20 protein-coding genes are annotated in these 20,812 nt (G+C 60.1%); 18 read left to right on the top strand and 2 right to left on the bottom strand.

The genetic code is table 11. The features are described 5' to 3' along the window. The first annotated feature begins 4 nt into the window (after positions 1-4). From priA to DW937_RS02910, 9 genes are read left to right on the top strand one after another with little or no spacing between them, the layout of a single operon-like run. Positions 5-2,263 (top strand): primosomal protein N', encoded by a 2,259-nt coding sequence (priA, locus tag DW937_RS02950; RefSeq protein WP_120120083.1) that lies wholly within the window; start codon positions 5-7, stop codon positions 2,261-2,263. A gap of 16 nt (positions 2,264-2,279) precedes the next feature. After that, the gene (gene def, locus DW937_RS02945; protein WP_097777944.1) at positions 2,280-2,816 is read left to right on the top strand and encodes a peptide deformylase; all 537 of its coding nucleotides are present in this window, start codon (positions 2,280-2,282) and stop codon (positions 2,814-2,816) included. Then, positions 2,816-3,736 carry a methionyl-tRNA formyltransferase gene (gene fmt / locus DW937_RS02940; RefSeq protein WP_120120082.1) on the top strand — a complete coding sequence of 307 codons (921 nt, stop codon included), beginning with the start codon at positions 2,816-2,818 and terminating at the stop codon, positions 3,734-3,736. The genes def and fmt overlap by 1 nt, the downstream gene beginning before the upstream one ends. Beyond that, complete coding sequence (rsmB, locus tag DW937_RS02935; RefSeq protein ID WP_120120081.1) at positions 3,736-5,070, top strand: 16S rRNA (cytosine(967)-C(5))-methyltransferase RsmB; 1,335 nt, start codon at positions 3,736-3,738, stop codon at positions 5,068-5,070. The genes fmt and rsmB overlap by 1 nt, the downstream gene beginning before the upstream one ends. A 39-nt stretch (positions 5,071-5,109) precedes the next feature. Next, complete coding sequence (gene rlmN, locus DW937_RS02930; protein ID WP_005940261.1) at positions 5,110-6,150, top strand: 23S rRNA (adenine(2503)-C(2))-methyltransferase RlmN; 1,041 nt, start codon at positions 5,110-5,112, stop codon at positions 6,148-6,150. Positions 6,151-6,169: 19 nt separating this feature from the next. Beyond that, complete coding sequence (locus DW937_RS02925) at positions 6,170-6,910, top strand: Stp1/IreP family PP2C-type Ser/Thr phosphatase (protein WP_118527895.1); 741 nt, start codon at positions 6,170-6,172, stop codon at positions 6,908-6,910. Further along, positions 6,910-8,808: a Stk1 family PASTA domain-containing Ser/Thr kinase gene (gene pknB, locus DW937_RS02920; protein WP_120120080.1), complete on the top strand. Its 1,899-nt coding sequence runs from the start codon at positions 6,910-6,912 to the stop codon at positions 8,806-8,808. Before DW937_RS02925 ends, pknB begins: the two co-directional genes overlap by 1 nt. Positions 8,809-8,819: 11 nt before the next feature. Then, positions 8,820-9,698 (top strand): ribosome small subunit-dependent GTPase A, encoded by an 879-nt coding sequence (rsgA, locus tag DW937_RS02915; protein ID WP_097777939.1) that lies wholly within the window; start codon positions 8,820-8,822, stop codon positions 9,696-9,698. A gap of 18 nt (positions 9,699-9,716) precedes the next feature. Beyond that, positions 9,717-10,352: a thiamine diphosphokinase gene (locus DW937_RS02910; protein ID WP_044953453.1), complete on the top strand. Its 636-nt coding sequence runs from the start codon at positions 9,717-9,719 to the stop codon at positions 10,350-10,352. A gap of 209 nt (positions 10,353-10,561) precedes the next feature. On the opposite strand, the gene DW937_RS02905 is transcribed toward DW937_RS02910, so the two are convergent. Continuing rightward, entirely contained in the window at positions 10,562-11,683 is a 1,122-nt protein-coding gene (locus DW937_RS02905) for a cysteine desulfurase family protein (RefSeq protein ID WP_120120079.1), read from the bottom strand. A 394-nt stretch (positions 11,684-12,077) separates the two neighbouring features. On the opposite strand from DW937_RS02905, the gene DW937_RS02900 reads away from it, so the two are divergent. The 6 genes from DW937_RS02900 to DW937_RS02875 all read left to right on the top strand — a co-directional run bounded on the left by DW937_RS02900 (position 12,078) and on the right by DW937_RS02875 (position 16,678). Further along, positions 12,078-13,439 (top strand): uracil-xanthine permease family protein, encoded by a 1,362-nt coding sequence (locus DW937_RS02900; protein ID WP_097777936.1) that lies wholly within the window; start codon positions 12,078-12,080, stop codon positions 13,437-13,439. Positions 13,440-13,726: 287 nt separating this feature from the next. Next, the gene (locus tag DW937_RS02895; RefSeq protein WP_005926148.1) at positions 13,727-14,278 is read left to right on the top strand and encodes an NADH peroxidase; all 552 of its coding nucleotides are present in this window, start codon (positions 13,727-13,729) and stop codon (positions 14,276-14,278) included. Positions 14,279-14,435: 157 nt separating this feature from the next. Next, complete coding sequence (locus DW937_RS02890) at positions 14,436-15,206, top strand: heparan-alpha-glucosaminide N-acetyltransferase (RefSeq protein WP_120120078.1); 771 nt, start codon at positions 14,436-14,438, stop codon at positions 15,204-15,206. Positions 15,207-15,358: 152 nt separating this feature from the next. Next, positions 15,359-15,775, top strand: a complete 417-nt coding sequence (locus DW937_RS02885; RefSeq protein WP_005940293.1) for a flavodoxin — start codon at positions 15,359-15,361, stop codon at positions 15,773-15,775. A 329-nt stretch (positions 15,776-16,104) separates the two neighbouring features. Continuing rightward, positions 16,105-16,461 (top strand): nitrous oxide-stimulated promoter family protein, encoded by a 357-nt coding sequence (locus DW937_RS02880; RefSeq protein ID WP_120019732.1) that lies wholly within the window; start codon positions 16,105-16,107, stop codon positions 16,459-16,461. 58 nt (positions 16,462-16,519) lie between these two features. After that, positions 16,520-16,678, top strand: coding sequence for a DUF1540 domain-containing protein (locus DW937_RS02875; RefSeq protein WP_097777933.1), 159 nt, complete (start codon positions 16,520-16,522; stop codon positions 16,676-16,678). A 66-nt stretch (positions 16,679-16,744) separates the two neighbouring features. Here the strand turns inward: DW937_RS02875 and DW937_RS02870 are convergent, their stop codons facing one another. Beyond that, positions 16,745-17,359, bottom strand: a complete 615-nt coding sequence (locus DW937_RS02870) for an HAD family phosphatase (protein ID WP_097777932.1) — start codon at positions 17,357-17,359, stop codon at positions 16,745-16,747. A gap of 130 nt (positions 17,360-17,489) precedes the next feature. Here DW937_RS02870 and DW937_RS02865 point away from each other — a divergent pair, with 130 nt between their 5' ends. The 3 genes from DW937_RS02865 to rpsB all read left to right on the top strand — a co-directional run bounded on the left by DW937_RS02865 (position 17,490) and on the right by rpsB (position 20,786). Further along, the gene (locus DW937_RS02865; RefSeq protein WP_097774865.1) at positions 17,490-17,789 is read left to right on the top strand and encodes a YlmC/YmxH family sporulation protein; all 300 of its coding nucleotides are present in this window, start codon (positions 17,490-17,492) and stop codon (positions 17,787-17,789) included. A 135-nt stretch (positions 17,790-17,924) separates the two neighbouring features. After that, entirely contained in the window at positions 17,925-19,862 is a 1,938-nt protein-coding gene (locus DW937_RS02860; RefSeq protein WP_120120077.1) for an LTA synthase family protein, read from the top strand. A gap of 201 nt (positions 19,863-20,063) precedes the next feature. Continuing rightward, positions 20,064-20,786, top strand: a complete 723-nt coding sequence (rpsB, locus tag DW937_RS02855; protein ID WP_005940316.1) for a 30S ribosomal protein S2 — start codon at positions 20,064-20,066, stop codon at positions 20,784-20,786. The last annotated feature ends 26 nt before the right edge of the window (positions 20,787-20,812 follow it).

Here is a 20,812-nt window from a genome sequence, read left to right as displayed (position 1 = left end):
ACGAATGCCCAAAACGGTAGGCGTTGCCGTCAGCAATGCGACCTTCCACTTTGATAAGCTTTATACCTATGCCGTCATGCCGGATCAGCAGAATGCGGTAAAACTTGGCAGCATGGTGCTGGTGCCCTTTGGCCGCGGCAGCCGCGCCCGCATGGGCGTGGTGCTGGCCTGCGATGCCGAACCGGAAAGTGCAAAGCTGAAATATCTTTTTGACGTGGCCCCGGCATCCGCCTGCCTGACCCCGGAACTGCTGCGGCTGGTGCACTTTTTGAAGGAGCGCACCTTCTGCACCTATTATGAAGCGGTCAAGGCAGTCATTCCCTATGGTGCGCAGTACAAGCCCGCTGTGGCGGCGGACGGTGTAACGCCGGTGCTGCAAAAGCAGCTCACCCGCCACACCGAGAACTCCTACCGCCTTGTGGGCGGGCTGCCGCCAAAGCCGAAGCCGACGGCCAAGCAATTGGCGGCAGTGGCGCTGCTGGGCGGCGGGCCGCGCACCCTGAACGAACTGGAAGACAAGGGCATTAGCCGTGCCGTGCTGGATAACCTGTGCGCCAAAGGCGTGCTGGAATGCAGCAAGGTGAATAAATCCATCGACCTGTATTCGTCCATTCCGCTGAAAAACGAGCCGATCACCCTCACGCAGGAGCAGCAGGCGGCTTACGATGCTCTGCTGCCAAAGCTGGAAGACGATGCACCCCACTCGGCGCTGCTCTACGGCGTGACCGGCAGCGGCAAAACGCTGGTGTTCTTAAAGCTCGTTGCCCGCTGTCTGGAGCAGGGCAGGCGTGCGCTGGTGCTGGTGCCGGAGATCAGCCTGACCCCGCAGATGATCCTGCGGCTCAAGAGTCAGTTTGGCCGCCGGGTGGCGGTGCAGCACTCTGCCCTCAACCACACCGAACGCCTTTTGCAGTGGCAGATGATCCAGGACGGCGGCGCAGACATCGTGGTGGGCACCCGCAGCGCCATCTTTTCGCCGCTGGAAAACATCGGGCTCATCATCATCGATGAGGAGCAGGAACACACCTACCGCTCGGAATCCGCGCCCCGCTATTCTGCCCACGAGGTGGCCCGGCAGCGCGCGGCGGAAAATGGTGCATTGCTTCTGCTGGCAAGCGCCACCCCCAGCACCGAGAGTTTTTACACGGCCCAGCATGGCCGCACCCAGCTGGTGCGGCTGACCCAGCGCTACGGCGGCAACCCGCTGCCCACGGTGCAGATCGTGGATATGCGCGCAGAGCTGGCGGCAGGCAACCCGCGGGAGATCAGTCTTGCGCTGGAAGATGCCATCCGCCGCAATCTGGATGCAGGCAAGCAGACCATTTTGCTGCTGAACCGCCGGGGCTACCAGACCATGGCCCAGTGCGAGGACTGCCGCGAGGTGCTCAAGTGCACAAAGTGCAGCGTGCCGATGGTGTACCACAAAGCGGCGCACAAGGTATTGTGCCACTACTGCGGCAGCCAGATGGAACCGCCCACCGTCTGCCCCGCCTGCGGCGGCAAGCTGCAGTACCGGGGATTCGGCACCCAGAAAGCCGAGGAAGAGCTGGCAAAGCTGTTCCCGGATGCGCGGGTGCTGCGCATGGATCAGGATTCCACTGCCGCAAAGGATGCCCACGAAAAGCTGCTGGCAAGGTTTGCGAACCACGAATATGACATCATGGTGGGCACCCAGATGGTGGCCAAGGGACTGGATTTTGAGGATGTGACCCTTGTGGGCGTGCTGGGCATCGACTCGCTGCTGTTTGCGCAGGGCTTCCGCGCGTATGAGAACGTGTTCAGCCTCATCACACAGGTGGTGGGCCGCAGCGGCCGGGCCAAAGACCCCGGCTTTGCCATCATCCAGACCACCGACCCCGATAACCCGGTGCTGAACCTTGCCGCCGCGCAGGACTACGATGCCTTTTTTGAGCAGGAAATTGCATATCGCAAGCTCGGCCTGTACCCGCCCTTCTGCGGGCTGTGCGTCATTGGCTTTGCAGGCGCAAAGGAGATCGAGGTGGCACGGGCGGCGGCGCGCTTTGCGGCCCTGCTGGGCCAGCAGGCGGCAAAACAGCCGGACCTGCCGCTGCGGGTGCTTGGCCCCACGCCCGGCAGCATTGAGAAGATCAACGACACCTACCGCTACAAACTTACCATCAAGTGCCGCAACGACCGCCGCTTCCGCGACCTCGTGCGCAGCACACTGGAACGATACGAACAGGAAAAACTTCCGTCCAAGGCCACCGTTGCGGTGGACCTGCACTCGGACGGTGACATCTGATTTGGAGGTACCATAAATGGCAATCCGTAACATTGTAAAAGAGGGCGATCCCATCCTGAACAAGGTCTGCCGCCCCGTCACCACCTTTGATGACCGTCTGGCTACCCTGCTGGACGACATGCACGAGACCATGATCGCCGCCGACGGCGTGGGTCTGGCCGGCCCGCAGGTGGGCATGCTGCGCCGTCTGTTCGTGGTGTGGGACACCACCGACGCGCCCGAGGAGATCCCGGAGGATTACGAGTACAAGTTCATCGACTTCGTCAACCCGGAGATCCTGGCCGTATCCGAGGAAGAGGAGACCGCCTACGAGGGCTGTCTGTCCTTCCCGGGCCACAACGGCGCTGTGACCCGCCCCGCCGCGGTCAAGGTGCGCGCACAGGACCGCCACGGTGAGTGGTTCGAGCTGGAAGCTGAGGATCTGCTGGGCCGCTGCATCCAGCACGAGAACGACCATCTGGACGGCATTACCATCATGCAGTCCAGCGAGTATTTCTATGAGGATACCGAAGAGGGCAAAAAAGCTGCCCGCGAAGCGAAAGGAAACAAGTAATGCGCATTTTGTTCATGGGCACGCCGGATATTGCCGCAGAGTGCCTTAAAGCCCTGTATGCCGCCGGGCATGACATCTGCGCGGTGTACACCCGGCGGGACAAGCCGGTTGGCCGCAAGCAGGTGCTTACCGCACCCCCGGTCAAGGAAGTGGCCCTTGCCCACGGCACGCCGGTGTTCCAGCCCCGCACCCTGCGGGACGGCAGCGAGGACGAGAACATCCGCGCACTGGCCCCGGAACTGATCGTGGTGGTGGCTTACGGCTGCATCCTGCCGAAGTCTGTGCTGGAAGCGCCGAAGTACGGCTGCATCAACCTGCATGTCTCCCTGCTGCCCAAGTACCGCGGCAGCGCCCCGGTGCAGTGGGCCGTGCTGAACGGCGATGCCGAGACCGGCGTTTCCATCATGCAGATGGACGAGGGCCTTGACACCGGCGATGTGCTCTGCTGCGAGAAGATCGCCATTGACCCGGAGGAGACCAGCGGCCAGCTGTTTGACCGCGTGACTGCCGTGGGTGCACGGGTACTGTGTGAGGTGGTGCCCGCCATCGCCGCCGAAACGCTGAAACCCCAGCCGCAGGATCATGAGAACGCCTGCCTTGCACCTATGCTGAACAAGGAGATGGCAGAGTTCCGCCTGACCGAATCGGCTGCCCACATCCACAACTGGGTGCGCGGCATGAACCCGTGGCCCGGTGCATGGTTCGTCACCTCCGGCGGCAAAAAGCTCAAGGTGATGGAGTGCCGTGCCGTGGAAGCTCACGGCGAAGCGCCCGGCACCGTGCTGGCCACAAAGCCGCTCACGGTGGCTTGCGGTGAGGGGGCCGTCCAGCTGCTGAATGTGGTGCCGGAAGGCAAAAAGCCCATGGACGGCACCGCCTTTGCGGCCGGTCAGCGCCTGAAAACGGGGGATATCCTCTGATGGCGGCGAATCCCCGCGCGGCGGCAGTGGCGGCGCTGGTGCGGCAGGAGCAGGATGGTTTTTCCAACCTTGTTCTGGATGCCGAACTCAAGCGCCAGCAGCTGGAAGGCCGCGATAAAGCTTTTGCCAGCGCCATCTTTTACACGGTGCTGGAACACCAGGGCACGCTGGACTACATCCTGTGCCAGTTCCTGCCCAAGGGCCTTGCCAAGCTGGATGCACCGGTGCGCGAAATATTGCGCGCGGCGCTGGCGCAGGCCCGCTATATGCAGGTGCCGGTGTCCGCTGCGGTGAACGAAGCCGTCAAGCTGACCCGTACCTTCAAAAAATCCAGCGCATCCGGTCTGGTCAACGCCGTGCTGCGCAAGGCGTGCAGCTACGACCTGAGCACCGCAAGCTTCAAAAACGAAGTGGAGCGGCTCATGGTGCTTGGCTCTGCCGGGCGGGATGTGGCGGAATTCCTGCACAAAAACTACCCGGACGAAGCACTGGATATCCTTACCTACAAGGCCGACGGCGGCATGACCAGCCTGCGGGCGAACCCGCTGAAAGGCAGTGCCGATGAGCTTTGTGCAAAGCTGCTGGCTTCCGGCGCAAAGGAAGCAAAGCGGGGCATTGTGCCCGGCAGTGTGCTGGCCCGGTTCGAGGGCAGCCCGGCGGAAAATGAGCTGTTCCGGCAGGGGTACTTCCATGTGGAAGGGCAGGCCAGCCAGCTGGCGGCGCTCTGCGTGGACGCACAGCCCGGAGAAACAGTCATCGACCTGTGCGCCGCGCCCGGCGGCAAGACCATCCTGCTGGCCGAGCAGATGCACAGCACCGGCAGGCTTTACAGCTGCGATGCCGCCGAGAACCGCGTGGGCCTGATCCGCACGGCAGTGCAGCGCATGGGACTGACCAATGTGGAAGCCCTGTGCAACGATGCCACAAAGGTGAACCCGGCCCTGCCGCAGGCCGACCGCATTTTAGCGGATGTGCCCTGCAGCGGCCTTGGCATTCTGGCAAAAAAGCCGGATCTGCGCTACAAAAAGCTGGAACCGGCCCGCGAAGCTGAATTATTGGCCACGCAGTCGGCCATCCTCGATACGGCGGCACAGCTGCTGAAAGCGGGCGGCAGGCTGGTGTACTCCACCTGCACCATCGACCCGGCAGAAAACCAGCAGCAGATCGCGGCATTTCTGGCCCGCCACCCGGAGTTTACGGTGGTGGAGCCTGCCGCAGCGCTGCCCGCCGGGATGACGGCAGGGGAGCACGGCGCGCTTTCGGTGCCCACCCGCACCGGCATGGACGGTTTTTTCCTGTGTGCCATGCAGAAAAACGGGGAAAAGCTGCAATGAAACAGGTGGCTTGTTCGTAAAAAACAATAGGAGAACACAATGGAACAAAAACGCTGTATCTCTTCCTTTACGCTGGCAGAGCTGACCGCTGAACTGAAAGCGATGGGTCAGCCGGGCTTCCGGGCAAAGCAGATCTTCCACTGGGTGCACCAGAAGCTGGTCACCGAGTTTTCTGCCATGACCGACCAGCCCAAGACCCTGCTGGCAAAGCTGGAAGAAAGCTTCTACATTGCCGCGCCCAAGATCGAGCGCAGGCAGGAAGCAAAGGACGGCACGGTAAAATATCTGCTGCGCATGGCGGACGGCAACTGCATCGAGACCGTCGTGATGCGCTACCACTACGGCAACACGGTGTGTGTGTCCACGCAGGTGGGCTGCCGCATGGGCTGCCGCTTCTGCGCGTCCACCCAGGCGGGCCGCGTGCGCGATCTGGAAGCAGGCGAGATCTGCTCTGAGATCTACACCGCCCAGAAGGATATCGGGGAGCGCATTTCCCACATCGTGCTCATGGGCATTGGCGAACCGCTGGATAACTTTGACGAAGTGATGAAGTTTCTGGAGAACATCACCTCGCCCGAGGGCGTGAACATCGGGATGCGCAACATCAGCCTTTCTACCTGCGGTCTGGTGCCCAAGATCGACCAGCTGGCCGAGAAAAAGCTGCAGCTGACCCTCTCGGTGTCGCTGCACGCACCCAACAATGAAATTCGCAGCGGCATGATGCCGGTGAACGATGCCTATCCCGTGGAAGTGCTGATGCAGGCCGTGCGCCGCTATCAGGACACCACCGGCCGCCGCGTGAGCTTTGAATATTCCATGGTGCGCGGTGTCAACGATTCCGATGCCTGCGCCAGACAGCTGGCAAACCTGATCCGGGGCATGGGTGCCCATGTGAACCTGATCCCCATCAACCCGGTGGACGGCAGCCCGTACTCGGCCACCGATGCAGCCAACGTGCACCGCTTCCAGCAAAAGCTGGAGAGCCTTGGCGTGAACGCTACGGTGCGCCGCCGCCTTGGCAGCGAGATCAGCGCCGCATGCGGCCAGCTGCGCCGTGACGAAATGAACGGGAAAGCGTAAATATTAAAGGGAGAAGCCTATGAAACTTGCAGGAAAAACGGATGTCGGCAGGGTCCGGCAGGATAATCAGGACGATTATCGCGCAGGAGAACTGCCCGGCGATGCCGCATGGCTGCTGGTATGCGACGGCATGGGCGGTGCACGCGGCGGCAGGGAAGCCAGCCAGAGCGCGTGCGATGTGATCGAGCGCTGCTTTCAGGAGCAGTATGCTTCCAAGTGCCTGCCCGGCGAAGAGGAGACCTTTTTGAAAAAGAGCCTGCTCAGCGCCAACCGCTTTGTGTTCCAGAAGGCCCTGCGTGAGGAATCGCTGGCGGGCATGGGCACCACGGCTGTGTGCGCACTGGTGCGCGGCGGCAAGGTGTTCCTGTGTCATGCAGGCGACTCGCGGGCGTACCTGTACCGGGACGGCAGGCTTGCCCAGCTCACCCACGACCACTCCTATGTGCAGGAGCTGGTGGACTGTGGCACCATTACCGTGGAGGAAGCCGAGCACCACCCTCAGAAAAACATCATCACCAAGGCGCTGGGCGTGGACTACCGGCTGGACCCGGAGTTCACCACCGCACCGCTGCAGAAAGGGGATATCCTGCTGCTGTGCTCGGACGGCCTGACCAATGCCGTGCCCAGAGAACAGCTGGAACAGCTGCTGCGCACCGGCAGGTTCTACGACCTGCCGGACCTTCTGATCCGCACGGCCAACGAGAACGGCGGCCCGGATAACATCACCGCGCTGCTGCTGCGTGTGGAGGAGGTGCGCTGATGGACAACCTGATCGGCAAAAAGCTGGACGGCCTGTATGAGGTGCGGGAGCTGATCGGTTCCGGCGGCATGGCAAACGTCTACAAGGCGGTCATGCTGGGGCACAACGGCCCGGTGCCTGCCGGTACCGTGGTGGCGGTAAAGGTGCTGCGGCAGGAGTATATGCACGACCCGGACCTTGTGCGCCGCTTTAAAAATGAATCCAAGGCCATCTCGCTGCTGAACCACCCCAACATCGTAAAAGTGTACGATGTATCGGTGAATGATGATCTGCAGTATATCGTGATGGAATATGTGGACGGCATGACATTGCGCGAGTACCTGAACCAGCGCGGCGGCAGGCTGACCAACCGGGAAACCGTGCACTTCATCTCCCAGATCTTAAAGGCGCTGGAACATGCCCACGCCAACGGTGTGGTGCACCGGGACATCAAGCCCCAGAACATCATGCTTTTGGACAACGGCCAGCTGCGCATGATGGATTTTGGCATTGCGCGCATCTCCCGTGCCGAGAACCAGCTGCTGAGCGGCAAGGCCATGGGCAGCGTGCACTATATCAGCCCGGAGCAGGCCAAGGGCGATGAGACCGACTGCACCAGCGATATCTACTCGGTGGGCGTGATGATGTACGAGATGCTCAGCGGTCATCTGCCCTTTGATGCAGACGACATGGTGGAAGTTGCCATCAAGCAGATCTCCGATCAGCCGAAGTCTTTGCACGAGATCGCGCCGGAGGTGCCGAATGCACTGGTGGAGATCACCGAAAAGGCCATGGCAAAGCTGCCGCAGAACCGCTACGCATCCGCCCGCGAAATGCTGGATGCGCTGGACACCTACGTGCACAACCCCTCCGTGATGTTCGAGTACAAGTATATTACAGAAGATGCTCCCGAAAAGGTGGTGAAACGTACCATGAACCAGAACCGTGCAAACCGTCAGGCCGAAAAGCCTGCGCCCCGCGGCAAAAAGGCCGCACCGCGCAAGAAAAAGCGCACCATCTTCCTGCCGGCACTGTTCGGCATTACCATTGCATTTGCACTGGCGTGCCTTGCGCTGTGCTGGATGATCCTGAACGATTCCTCCAACCTGATGAACAACAAGGCCGATATCACGCTGGGCGATTATATCGGCATGACGCAGGACGAGGCTGCTGCCACCGAGCAGGTGGTCTCCGGCCAGATCAGCGTTACCTGGGAGCAGGAGTACAACAGTGACTATGCGGCGGGCTATATCTACAAGCAGTCGCCGGTGTCCGGCCGCACGGTGCGCGAGGGCCAGAATGTGACCCTGACTGTGAGCCTTGGCACCCAGTACGTTACCGTGCCGGACCTGACCAACTATGTGCAGGCCGATGCAGAGCAGCAGCTCAAGGAGCTGGGTGTCTCGGTGCTGGTAACGCAGGCTGTGGATACCTCTGTGGCATCCGGCGCGGTGATCCGCACCGACCCGGCGGCGGGCAGTCAGGTGGCTGCAGGCAGCACTGTGGTGATGTATATCAGCCGCCCGCAGGTGGCAACCACCACCAAGGTGCCCTCCCTGACCGGCATGAGCACCGCTGATGCCCGCACCCTGCTGGTGCAGAACCATCTGGGCCTTGGCAGCCAGACCGAGCAGTACAGCGACCAGCCGGTGGGCACTGTCATCAGTCAGGACCCGGCGGCAGGCTCTACCACAAAGCTGAACGGCCGCGTGAACATTGTGGTAAGCGCAGGGCCGGAGCCTGCACCGGAACCGGAAGCACCCAGCGACAGCACCACCGGCGGCGACTGGTGGAGCGGCCTGTTTGGCAGCGGCTCCTCTTCTTCCAGCACCGAGACCGGCACCGAACAGGGCACAGCGGGCAGCGGCGACTCTTCGCAGAAACCGCTGACCGACTGGTGGTCCTCGCTGCTGAGCTGACGGAGGCGTGCATGAAGGGATATATCACAAAGGGCATCGGCGGCTTTTACTATGTAAAAACGCCGGAGGGCATTGTGGAATGCAAGCCCCGCGGCATTTTCCGCAAACAGAAGATCACGCCGGTGGCGGGCGATGAGGTGACGCTGGAGACCGAGAACGGTGCAGCCGTCATTGCCGAGATCGCACCGCGCAAAAATGTGTTCGTGCGGCCTCCGGTGGCAAATCTGGATGTGCTGTTCCTTGTGGCCAGCACCACCCAGCCCACGCCCAGCACGCTGGTGCTGGATAAGCTTGCCGCCATTGCGGTGGACAAGGGCGTGCAGCCGGTGATCGTGTGCACCAAGGGCGACTTGGCCGAGGCGGAATTCCTGCGTAAGGCCTACGAAAGATCGACCCTGCCGTTCATCCGCATCGATTACGAGACCGGCGGCGGGCTGGACGAGGTGAAGCAGTGGATCAGCGGCAGGCTGTGTGCGTTCTGCGGCAACTCCGGCGTGGGAAAATCCACCCTTTTGAACCATCTGCTGCCGGAAGCAGAGCGCGAGACCAGTGCCATCAGCCAGAAGCTGGGCCGCGGCCGCCACACCACCCGTGAGGTGACGATCTTTGAAGCCTTTGGCGGGCGCATTGCGGATACGCCGGGCTTTGCCAGTCTGGAAGCGAACCGCGCCGGGTTCATCCCCAAGGAAAATCTGGAACATGCGTTCCCGGAGTTCGGGCCTTATCTGGGCCAGTGCCAGTTCACCGGCTGCTCCCACCGCAGCGAAAAAGGCTGTGCCGTGCGCGCCGCACTGGCCGAGGGCAGGCTCTCCCAGACCCGGTACGACAGCTACTGCGCCATGTACGAGGAAGTCAAGGACGTGAAGGATTGGCAGCGCCCGAAAGTATAAAGGATAAGGAAGAGATTCATGTCACGCTGTGTGATCATTTCGGCCTGCCCGGTTTCTCCGGAGCTGGCAGAGGCCCTGCGGCCGGACGACTTTATCATTGCCTGTGATGCAGGCTACCGCAACTGCGCACCTCTGGGGCGTAGACCCAACATCATCGTGGGTGACTTTGACACCGCCCCCTGCCCGGAACAGCAGGACGACGATATCATCGTGCTGCCCCATGTGAAGGACGATACCGACACCGAGTATGCTGCAAAGCTGGTCTCGGAAAAGGGCTTTGACGAGGTGCTGCTGCTGGGCGGCCTTGGCGGCAGACGGGTGGAGCACACCCTTGCAAACCTGTGCACCGGCCTTGGGCTGGAACAGCGCGGTGTGCGCACCACCCTGCTGGATGAGCGCAGCCGCATCACCTACGTGATGCCCGGCGAGACCCGCCGCTACCCGAAGGAGAAGTACTTCTTCTTCTCGGCCTTCCCGATGGAGGGCAGGGCGCAGGGCGTGTGCGAGCGCGGCTCCTACTATGAGCTGACCGATGCGGAGCTGACCGCCAGCTACCCGCTGGGCGTCAGCAACGAGTACGCTGCCGGGTCGGACTGCATCACCATCTCCACCCGCAGCGGTGCGCTGGTGGTGGTGGAGACCATCGCAGACTGAGCGCTGCTGCCCTTGCCGGAACGTTCCGGCCCCTGCCTGCATAGGATGGGCCAGAAAACGGAAAGGCGGGGAGCATATGCAGGTAGTTGTGATCCGAAGCCCCAAGGCGCTGCGCGGCATTCTGCGCAGACTGTTCGGCATTCAAAAACAGTAAAAAAGATCCCCTCGCTGCTGGTCGGCGGGGGGATCTTGCTTCATAATACTCCTTTTTATTGCGTCAGGGCGTTGTAACAGGCATCGAACGCCTGCATAAAATCAGTGATCTCCTGTTCCGTGGTCAGGTGGCTCAGGCTGATGCGCCACGAGGATAGCGCGTTGCGCCGGTCATGGCTCACGGCAAACACGGCGCGGGAGGGCAGGCCGTCCGAAGAGCAGGCCGATTTGACCGAGACGCATACGCCCCTGGCATCCAGCTCCCGCTGGAACACGGTGCCCTTCACGTTCTGTACGCTCAGGTTTAAAATCTGCGGCACGGCGGTGTCCGGGCTGTTGATGCGCACCTTGGGGTATTGGGCAAGCCCGGTGCGCAGGCGGGCGTTCAGGGCGCGGATGTGCTCCACCCGGGCGGGCAGCTCGCTCACTGCCTTTTCCAGCGCCAGCGCCAGCGAACAGGCCAGCGCCACGGTGGGGGTGCCGCTGCGGTAGAGGGTGGTGCTCTCGCCGCCATGGATGAGCGGCTCCAGCGCAAGGCCGCGCCGCTTGACCAGCACACCGATGCCGTTCAGCCCGTAGAACTTGTGGGCGGTCAGGCTCATGGTGTCGATGCCCGCAAAGCTGACCGGCAGCTTACCCACGGCCTGTGTGGCATCCACATGGAAGTGGCAGTGGGGGCAGGCCTTCAACATTTCCGCGATCTCGGCCACCGGCTGCACCACGCCCAGCTCACTGTCCACGGCAGTGACGGCCACCAGAATGGTGTCCGGGCGCAGCAGTTCTTTCAGGTGGGCAAGGTCCACCGTGCCGTCCTGCCGGATGTCCACAAGGTCGATCTCGTATCCCTGCTCCTGCAGGGCGGTCAGGCTGCCGCTCACCGAGGAGTGCTCCAGCGGGGTGGAAATAATGTGTCTGCCATGGCGGCGCTCCAGCCGGGCGATGCTCTTGATGGCAAAGTTGTTGGCCTCGCTGGCACCGGATGTATAGATGACCTCGGCGGGCTGCACGTTCAGACTGCGAGCAATGCTCTGGGTGGCGGCATCGATGGCAGCCTTTGCGGCAGTGCCTGCTGCGTGGCGGGAATTGGCATTGCCCGGGCAATTGCGCTCCACCTCGCAAAAGCGCTGTAAAACCGCTTCGTCTACCGGGGTATTGGCGGAATAATCCAGATAGATCATAAACTCTCCTGATAATTCTCTTATAATACAGATTGCAATGGTAGGTTATATTATAGTGCGCTTTGGGCCGGATTGCAAGAGAAGCGGCACAAACTTCCGGGCTGGAAATACAGGAGAATTAAGTAAAATAGTTGCACGGCGGCAAAAAGTCTGCTATAATCTCTTGAAGGACTGCTCGCTGCGGCCTTTTGCGGGGCTTTTGGCGGCGGTTTGGAAAGAGCCTGAATGAAAGGGGGAGCGCACCATGCTGCACAAGAATCATCGACTGCGCTGTATTGCACTTCTCATTTCCGGGCGGGATCATTGTTCCCAAATTTCAGGGGCATTGCCGTTTTGCTGACGGCGGTGCCTCTTTTTTTGGGGCTGCGAGTTCTGTAGGAGGCAGAAAAACTTCATGAGCGAAAAGATCGATTACTCCAAAGGCATTTACGACGCGCGCCAGCTGGGCGCAGGCCGCATGTTCATTCTGGGCGTGCAGCACATGTTTGCCATGTTCGGCGCAACGGTGCTGGTGCCGCTGCTCACCGGCCTGAGCGTTTCCACCACCCTGCTGTGCGCAGGTCTGGGCACCCTGCTGTTCCACCTCATTACCAAAAAGAAGGTGCCTGCATTCCTCGGCTCCTCCTTTGCGTATCTGGGCGGCTTCTCCATCGTGGCCCCCATGCTGGCTGATGCGGACGGCAACCTGACCGTTGCCAACACCAAGATGCTGCCCTACGCCTGCGCCGCCGTTGCATTTTCCGGTCTGGTGTATCTGGTGGCCAGCCTGCTGATCTCCACCTTCGGCATCCGCCGCATCATGCGGTTCTTCCCGCCGGTGGTCACTGGCCCCATCATCATCTCCATCGGTCTGATCCTGGCTCCCTCCGCCATCTCCAACTGTCAGGCAAACTGGCTGCTGGCCTTTGTGGCACTGGGCACCGTGGTCGTGTGCAACATCTGGGGCAAGGGCATGGTCAAGATCCTGCCCATCCTCATCGGTGTGCTGGTGTCCTATGCAGTGGCACTGGTGACCGGTGCAGTGGACTTCCAGCGCATTTCTGAGGCTGCATGGGTGGGCATCCCTCTGCACAAGGAGGCCATGGGCCTGTTTGCCATCGACGGCAGCCCGGAGTTCATCAGCGCACTGTTCACCATCATCCCCATTGCACTGGCAACCATGATGGAGCATGTGGGCGATATCGCCGCCATCAGCGCAACCGTGGGCCACAACTATATCAACGACCCCGGCCTGAACCGCACCCTGTTGGGTGACGGCCTTGCTACCACCATGGCCGGCCTGCTGGGCGGCCCGGCCAATACCACCTACGGCGAGAACACCGGTGTGCTGGCTCTGAGCAAGATCTACGATCCGCTGGTCATCCGCATTGCGGCTGTGCTGGCCATCATCCTGAGCTTCAGCCCCAAGTTTGAGGCTGTCATCAACACCATCCCCACCGGCATCATCGGCGGCATCAGCTTTGTGCTGTATGGCATGATCTCCGCCATCGGTGTGCGCAATGTGGTGGAGAACCGCGTGGACTTTACCAACAGCCGCAACCTGATCGTGGCTGCTGTCATTCTGGTGTGCGCACTGGGCTTCAACTCTGTGGGCGGCGTCAGCTTTGCCGTTGCAGGTGTCACCATCAACCTGTCCGGTCTGGCTGTGGCCGCGATCGCAGGCATCCTGCTGAACGCTATCCTGCCCGGCAACGACTACGAGTTTGATGCTGCTGACGGCTCCGAAGCCGCTACCAGCAGCAACCTGCAGGTCTGATCTCCCATAGAAGAAGGAAGAACAAGGCAGAAGCCGTCCTGTGTGTGCAGGGCGGCTTTGCTGTTTTTAAGGTGCACAGGGCAAAGCACACAGTTTTTGATGATGGTTTTTAGTGACCCTGCCGGAATTTATCTGTAAGGCAAAATAAATAGGAATTATTCTTAAAATTATCCTTGACTAACTAAGAATCATTCGCTATAATAGAGCCATGACAAGGGCCGGTGAGTACCAACACCGCCCAGCCTGTTTTCTAACTGATATAAAAAGAATGATGGAGGTCTATTCTTATGAAGAAGTACGTTTGCACCGTTTGTGGTTATATTGCTGAAGGCGAGATCCCGGCACAGTGCCCCGTCTGCAAGGCTCCTGCTTCCGCTTTTGTGGAAAAGACCGGCAACACCTACGTCACCGAGCATGTTGTGGGCATCGGCAAGGCCGAGGGCGTGCCGCAGGAGATCGTGGATGGCCTGCGCGCAAACTTTGAGGGTGAGTGCAGCGAGGTCGGCATGTATCTGGCAATGGCTCGTGTGGCTGAGCGCGAGGGCTACCCCGAGATCGCTGAGGCTTACAAGCGCTATGCCTACGAGGAAGCAGACCACGCATCCCGCTTTGCAGAGCTGCTGGGCGAAGTTGTCACCGACAGCACCAAGAAGAACCTGATGATGCGTGCCGAGGCCGAGTGCGGCGCATGTGCAGGCAAGATGGATCTGGCCAAGAAGGCAAAGGCCCTGAATCTGGATGCCATCCACGACACCGTTCACGAGATGGCAAAGGACGAGGCCCGTCACGGCCGCGGCTTTGAGGGCCTGCTGAAGCGCTACTTCAACACCGAAGTCTGATAAGGTTTCCCCGGTTATCCATTCTGACTGCTGCATGGCTTTGCCGCTGTGCAGCGGTTTTTTGTTCAACCTACGGAACGGTTCCGTTGACAGGCACAGCGGCGGCGGGTTATAATTTATCTCGTGTTCAATGAACTGCGAAAGGGGAGACGGGGAAATGAAAAACGGACATACCACCCGGCAAAAGGCCCCGGCGGGCCGCTACGCCCTGCTGGACGAGCTGCGCGGGCTGGATCTGGTCAGCATGATGCTGTACCATGCCTGCTGGGACATGATGTTCCTGTTCGGCATCTGGATGGACTGGTACGCGGGAATGCCGGGGCGTCTGTGGCAGCAGAGCATCTGCTGGGTGTTCATCCTGCTGTCCGGCTTCTGCGTGCCGCTGGGACATCACACCCTGAAACGCGGCGCACAGGTGTTTGCCGCCGGGGCGCTGGTCACGGCGGTGACGCTGCTCTTCATGCCGGAGGATCGGGTAGTGTTCGGCGTGCTGACCTTTCTGGGCAGCGCCATGCTGCTTACCGGCCTGCTGGAACCGCTGCTGAAAAAGATCCCGCCCGCCGCAGGGCTGGCGGTTTCGGCGGTGCTGTTTGCACTGACTTATCATCTGGACGAGCGTTGGCTCGGCTTCGGCGGGCTGCGCCTTGCGCTGCCGGATGCATGGTACGCGAATTACTTTACAGCGTTTTTCGGCTTTCTGCCCTTCGATTTTTATTCCACCGATTATTTTGCCCTGCTGCCGTGGCTGTTTTTGTTCTGGGCAGGGTACTTTCTGCACGGCGTGGTGGGCCGGGCGCGGATGGAACCGCTGCGCCGTTCGGTCTGCCCGGCACTGGGCTGGATGGGGCGGCACTCGCTGGTGCTGTATCTGCTGCATCAGCCGGTGATCTACGCGGTGCTGACGGTGTGGGCGATGATTTTTCGCTGAAAAGGCTTGACAGGACAGGGAAGCTGTGGTATTCTATCGGTGGTTAGAAGATACTAACCAAATGGAAATGCGTCTGCGTGGTTGGACGCATTTTCATGGAACATAAAGTTAGAGATATCTAACTAATATTGATTTGAGAGAGGACGATCTTTATGAGCAAAGTAGCAGTCGTATTCTGGAGCGCAACCGGCAACACCGAGACCATGGCAAACTGTGTGGCAGAGGGCGCAAACGGCACCATCGTGCCCTGCAGCGAGATGAACGCCGCAAAGCTGGCTGAGTTTGATGCAGTGGCTTTTGGCTGCCCTGCAATGGGCGCGGAGCAGCTGGAGGAGAGCGAGTTCGAGCCGATGTTCTCTGATCTGGAGGGTTCTCTGAACGGCAAGAAGATCGCCCTGTTCGGCTCCTACGGCTGGGGCGACGGCCAGTGGATGCGTGACTGGGTGGAGCGTGCTCAGGGCGACGGCGCACAGGTGCTGAACGGTGAGGGCCTAATCTGCAACGAGGCCCCGGACGATGATGTTCAGGCTGCATGCCGCAAGCTGGGTGCAGATCTGGCTGCATGGTAAGCAGGAGAAGCTTCTCTTGACAAACAGAGACGGGTGCGATAAACTATGAGAACACCGAAAAACGGTGTTTTTGCAGAGTTGAAAGTTAGTAAATGCTAACTTTCACGCAAAAGCAGCAGCCTCTGTACAGAATGCATCAAAACTGCGGCAGGGGACAGCAGACGGAAAGGTCTGCGCTCCTGCCGCTTTGGTTTCAGAAAGCGGTGTATATGGCAGTGGCTGCAGCAATTGGTGTTACGGTAGGCTTTGCATTTTTGCGCCGTGCGGTGCGCCGCGCTGCAATGCGGTCGGGCCGTAGAAAAAAATAAGGCAGCAGGAGGCCCCGTCCCATGCAGGATATCCCGAAGAACTTGGATCAGAAACGCGAAGATGAAAAGATGCTGGTGAGCGAGATGATCGCTCTTTACTGCCGCAGGCAGCACAAAACACCCAAAGGCAGCCTGTGCCCGGAGTGCCGGCAGCTGCACGATTACGCCCTGACCCGCATTGACAAATGCCCGTTCATGGAGACCAAGACCTTCTGTTCGGCCTGCAAAGTGCACTGCTACAAGCCGGAAATGCGGGAGAAGATCCGCGCGGTGATGCGCTGGGCAGGCCCGCGGATGCTGCCGGTGCACCCGGTGCTTTCCATCCGGCATGTAGCAGTCACACTCCGGTCTAAGCGCGAAGCGAAAAAGGCTGGCTGAGTTTTCCAGAATAAACACCCTGCCCGCAGGCCATACTGTGGACAGAGAGGTGATAAATATGGAAAACATCGGCGTTACCTGTGATGTCTGCGAGTGCTGCCACAATGTGAGCGGCTGCAAGTGTGACCTGCCCCAGATCAAAGTGACCGAGCAGTGCACCTGCGATACGCAGCAGGTGGAGACCCCGCACTACTGCCAGAGCTACGAGAAAAAGTAATTCCTAAAGCAGCAAAACAGCTCCTGCCAGAGCATTTCCGGCAGGAGCTGTTTTGGGTCACGGAGGTCAGCGCAGGGCCACATTGCAGGTGGCAAGGCTGCGGATCAGGGTGCCCACGCTTTCCTTCATCTGGATGCCCACGAAGCCCAGCGTGAATGCGGCCTGCACATTGGCCAGATTGTCGTCGATGAACACGCACTCGCTGGCCTTCAGGCCGTATTGATCCAGCAGGGCCTGATAGATGCGGGGGTCGGGCTTGTTGACGTGCACCTCGCAGGAGGCTACGCCGCCGTCAAAGCGGTCCAGCACGCCGCGCTCCTTGAGCAGGGCCAGCACGTCCTCCGGAATGTTGCTGAGATAGTACACGCTGTAGCCATGGTTCTTCAGGCGGCGCACCAGCTCCTGCATCCGGCGGCGCGGGCGCAGGATGTGCAGCCAGTCGTCCAGCACGCCCTGCACCTCAAACTCGCGCCCGGCGGCCTTGGCGTTGCGCAGCATGGCCTGATTGCCGTCAAAGCGGGAGACAAGCCCCGCATCCAGCTGCTTCCACTCCTCGCTGCCAAAGGTCAGGTCGTACACCTGCTCCTCGATCTCTTCATTGCAAATGCGGTCTACCAGATAGGCGCGGGGGGCAAAATCCACCATGACACCGCCCAGATCAAACACGATGCTTTTATACATTTAAAATTTCCTCTGTTTCTCATGGAATGCTCTGCCCACAGTATACCACAATCTGCCATGCGGTTTCCACTGCTTTTTGCATGATGTGCCCGGCAGCTGCATAAGCTGTGGCAGAAAGGGGAGAAGGGCATTGACCATCCGGGAACTGTGTGAAAAAGAGGTGGTGCAGCTGGAGCAGGGGGTCTGCCTTGGCCGGGCCGACGACCTGACCTTTGACCCTGCCACCGCCCGGCTGCAGAGCCTGATCCTGCTGGGGCGGCCAAGGCTGTTCGGATTGCTTGGCCGGGACGATAGCCTGACCATTCCATGGCAGGAGATCGAGACCATTGGCACGGATGCGGTGCTGGTGCACACGGCCCTGCCGGAAGCACCGCCGCAGCCGGAACAGCTCAAATGGTGGCAAAAGCTGCGCGTGAAGCTGGGTTTGTAAATTTTTTGCAAAAACAGGGTGGACTTTTTTGTGGAAGTGACTATAATAATCGCAGAAGCTTTGTGCAAAAAGCGTAAAGAAATGTGCTTTTGCGTTTGATCTGAGGTTTCACGGATGAGGAAAGGAACAGGAATTATGAAAACTCCCAAACCGCTTTTGGCGCTGCGGATGGTATTCCCACTGGCGGCATCGCTGATCGTGCTGCTGCTGGGCGAGGGGATCGCCCGCGGGAGCCTGAGCGCAGACGTTTTTGCAAGTTTTATCTTCCCGCACATCGGGGCTTATCTGCTGGCGTGGCTGCTGCTGTTTCTGGTGTGGCTGCTGCTGGACTGGGTGTTCCGCTGTCCGCCGCTGTCCACGCTGGGCATGGCGGTGCTGGGCTGTGCGCCCTGCGCGGTGAACTTTTACACCCTGCAGCTGCGCGGCGAGCCGTTCCTGCCATGGGATCTGACACAGGTGTCGGAGGCTGCCGGTGTGGCATCCGCTGCGGGCCTCAAGATCCAGCCCAGCATGGTCGTGGCCATCATCGTGGTGCTGGTGCTGACGGCGGGCAGCTTTTTCCTGTACCGCGGCCGTCACAAACAGCGCTGGCTGCCCCGGCTGGCGGGCAGTGCCGCCACCGCGGCGGCCCTCTGCCTGCTGGTGTTCGGCGTGTACCTGCAGCCCGCTGTCACGCAGGTGCTGGGCATTACGCCGGATGCATGGATGCAGGACCGCTACTACCGCTACTACGGCGTGATCACCGGCTTTATGACCAACCTCACCAATCTGGAGATCTCGAAGCCCGAGGAATACTCGCAGGAAGCGGTGGATGCCCTGCTGGACAATGTGGACGAGAGCCAGAAGTTTGCCACCAGCCCGCTGTACTCCACCAGCTACAGCGCCGTGACCCCCAAGGACGAGCAGGTGAAGCAGCCCACCATCATCTATGTGATGGACGAGTCCTACTGGGATGTCTCGGAGCTGGAACAGTACGACATCACCTTTGATACCGATGTTTCCAAGAACCTGCACGCCTTGCAGCAGACCAGCGCCTATGGCCGGGCCTACAGCCCCAGCTTTGGCGGCGGCACCTGCGATGTGGAGTTTGAAGCCCTTACCGGCTACTCGGTATCCTTCCTGCCCAGCGGCAGCAAGCCCTACCAGCAGCATGTGACCAAGCCCATGTTCGCCATGCCCAATTACCTCAAGCTCAAGGGCTACCAGACCGCAGCCGTGCACTGCTTCTGGGCAAAATACTGGAGCCGCGACAAGGCTTACCCCAACCTCGGCTTTGACGATTTTATCAGCCTTGAGGATATGCATGACGTGACCAAGGTGCGCAAGCACTACTGGACCAGCGGCCTTGTCACCGATGATTCCATGGCCGACCAGATCATCCAGCAGTACGAGAGCATGAAGTCCAGCTCGGACAAGCCCATCTTCCTGCACGCTGTCACCATGCAGAACCATACCAATTATAACAAGGACAACTACCCGGACGACGAGCGGGTGAAGGTGCTGTCCCACCCGGCGGGCCTCAAGCCCAGCACCGTGGGCGCGCTGGAAGATTTTGCTACCGGCATCCGGGATGCAGATGCCATGATGGGCAAACTGACCGAATACTTCTCGCAGGTGGACGAGCCGGTCATTCTGGTGTTCTGGGGCGACCACTATAACCCCATCGATTCCAATTACGATGTCTACACCACTACCGGCTATGCCAGCGATTCCAGCGCAGACCCCCGCCTGCACCAGACCACGCTGCTGATGTGGTCCAACTACAGCCAGCAGCAGGTGGACCTTGGCACCATTGCCGCTTACGATATCTCGCCGGTGATGATGGACATTTACGGTCTGGAAGAGCCGCTCTACTTCCAGTTCCTGAACCGTCAGCTGCGCGTGGCCAGCCGCACCAATACCCGCGGAACCACCATGAATCTGGACGGCACCACCACGCAGGAGCCTACCGAGTTCCAGCAGCGGTGGAGCGCAGAGCACTGGCTTTTGCAGTACGACCTGATGTTCGGCAGGGGATACGCCCTGCAGCGCATGGGCCTTGCGGGCCTGAGCGGCGTGGACACAGGCAAATGAGCGAAAAACAGACGATTTCTTTGTAAAAAACAGAGAAAAACTCTTGCAACCGGCGTTTGTTTGTGATATTATAACAAGGCATTACACACGCATCACTATGCCCTTTTGTGCCCAAATGGGTGGAGGGCAGTCCCGAACCGTCCGATACGGCCCGGGATCACGGTGTGCGGAGGCAAAACAATATCTGGAGGTATTTTTACTATGGCAGTCGTTTCTATGAAGCAGCTTCTCGAAGCAGGTGTGCACTTCGGTCACCAGACCCGCCGCTGGAACCCCAAGATGGCAAAGTACATCTTCACCGAGCGCAACGGCATCTATATCATCGATCTGCAGAAGACCGTGAAGAAGCTGGACGAGGCTTACAACTACGTGAAGGAAGTTGCAGCTGAGGGCGGCGACATCCTGTTCGTCGGCACCAAGAAGCAGGCTCAGGAGTCCATCCGTGACGAGGCTCTGCGCTGCGGCATGCACTATGTCAATGCTCGCTGGCTGGGCGGTATGCTGACCAACTTCCGCACCATCCGCAAGCGCATCGACCGTATGGATCAGCTGGCTAAGATGAAGGAGAACGGCACCTTCGAGCTGCTGCCCAAGAAGGAAGTTGCCAAGCTGGAGCTGGAGATGGAGAAGCTGGACAAGTACCTGGGCGGCGTCAAGAACATGAAGACCCTGCCGAAGGCTATGTTCATCGTCGATCCTCACAAGGAGCGCATCGCTGTTGCTGAGGCCCGCAAGCTGAACATCCCCATCGTGGCTATCGTTGATACCAACTGCAACCCCGACGAGATCGATTACGTGATCCCCGGCAACGACGACGCGATCCGCGCTGTCAAGCTGATCGCTGGCGCTATGGCTGACGCTGTGCTGGAAGGCAAGCAGGGCAACCAGGAGGCCGCTCCCGCTGAGGATGCAGCAAACGCCTGATTTCCCATCCCACAAACAACAAAATA

It is taken from the genome of Faecalibacterium sp. AM43-5AT (assembly GCF_003603345.1).
Lineage (GTDB): Bacteria > Bacillota > Clostridia > Oscillospirales > Ruminococcaceae > Faecalibacterium > Faecalibacterium taiwanense.
The sequence above is the reverse complement of the archived record's forward strand: the minus strand, read 5'-3'. Positions and strand labels throughout refer to the sequence as shown.

What these genes read in the sequence shown, in the direction of transcription:
- rpsB (WP_005940316.1), top strand. Translation starts at nt 20,064, where the DNA reads ATGGCAGTCGTTTCTATGAAGCAGCTTCTCGAAGCAGGTGTGCACTTC.
- DW937_RS02925 (WP_118527895.1), top strand. Translation starts at nt 6,170, where the DNA reads ATGAAACTTGCAGGAAAAACGGATGTCGGCAGGGTCCGGCAGGATAAT.
- DW937_RS02900 (WP_097777936.1), top strand. Translation starts at nt 12,078, where the DNA reads ATGAGCGAAAAGATCGATTACTCCAAAGGCATTTACGACGCGCGCCAG.
- DW937_RS02910 (WP_044953453.1), top strand. Translation starts at nt 9,717, where the DNA reads ATGTCACGCTGTGTGATCATTTCGGCCTGCCCGGTTTCTCCGGAGCTG.
- DW937_RS02875 (WP_097777933.1), top strand. Translation starts at nt 16,520, where the DNA reads ATGGAAAACATCGGCGTTACCTGTGATGTCTGCGAGTGCTGCCACAAT.
- rsmB (WP_120120081.1), top strand. Translation starts at nt 3,736, where the DNA reads ATGGCGGCGAATCCCCGCGCGGCGGCAGTGGCGGCGCTGGTGCGGCAG.
- rsgA (WP_097777939.1), top strand. Translation starts at nt 8,820, where the DNA reads ATGAAGGGATATATCACAAAGGGCATCGGCGGCTTTTACTATGTAAAA.
- DW937_RS02905 (WP_120120079.1), bottom strand. Translation starts at nt 11,683, where the DNA reads ATGATCTATCTGGATTATTCCGCCAATACCCCGGTAGACGAAGCGGTT.
- def (WP_097777944.1), top strand. Translation starts at nt 2,280, where the DNA reads ATGGCAATCCGTAACATTGTAAAAGAGGGCGATCCCATCCTGAACAAG.
- rlmN (WP_005940261.1), top strand. Translation starts at nt 5,110, where the DNA reads ATGGAACAAAAACGCTGTATCTCTTCCTTTACGCTGGCAGAGCTGACC.
- DW937_RS02885 (WP_005940293.1), top strand. Translation starts at nt 15,359, where the DNA reads ATGAGCAAAGTAGCAGTCGTATTCTGGAGCGCAACCGGCAACACCGAG.
- DW937_RS02870 (WP_097777932.1), bottom strand. Translation starts at nt 17,359, where the DNA reads ATGTATAAAAGCATCGTGTTTGATCTGGGCGGTGTCATGGTGGATTTT.
- DW937_RS02890 (WP_120120078.1), top strand. Translation starts at nt 14,436, where the DNA reads ATGAAAAACGGACATACCACCCGGCAAAAGGCCCCGGCGGGCCGCTAC.
- DW937_RS02895 (WP_005926148.1), top strand. Translation starts at nt 13,727, where the DNA reads ATGAAGAAGTACGTTTGCACCGTTTGTGGTTATATTGCTGAAGGCGAG.
- priA (WP_120120083.1), top strand. Translation starts at nt 5, where the DNA reads ATGCCCAAAACGGTAGGCGTTGCCGTCAGCAATGCGACCTTCCACTTT.
- DW937_RS02880 (WP_120019732.1), top strand. Translation starts at nt 16,105, where the DNA reads ATGCAGGATATCCCGAAGAACTTGGATCAGAAACGCGAAGATGAAAAG.
- fmt (WP_120120082.1), top strand. Translation starts at nt 2,816, where the DNA reads ATGCGCATTTTGTTCATGGGCACGCCGGATATTGCCGCAGAGTGCCTT.
- pknB (WP_120120080.1), top strand. Translation starts at nt 6,910, where the DNA reads ATGGACAACCTGATCGGCAAAAAGCTGGACGGCCTGTATGAGGTGCGG.
- DW937_RS02860 (WP_120120077.1), top strand. Translation starts at nt 17,925, where the DNA reads ATGAAAACTCCCAAACCGCTTTTGGCGCTGCGGATGGTATTCCCACTG.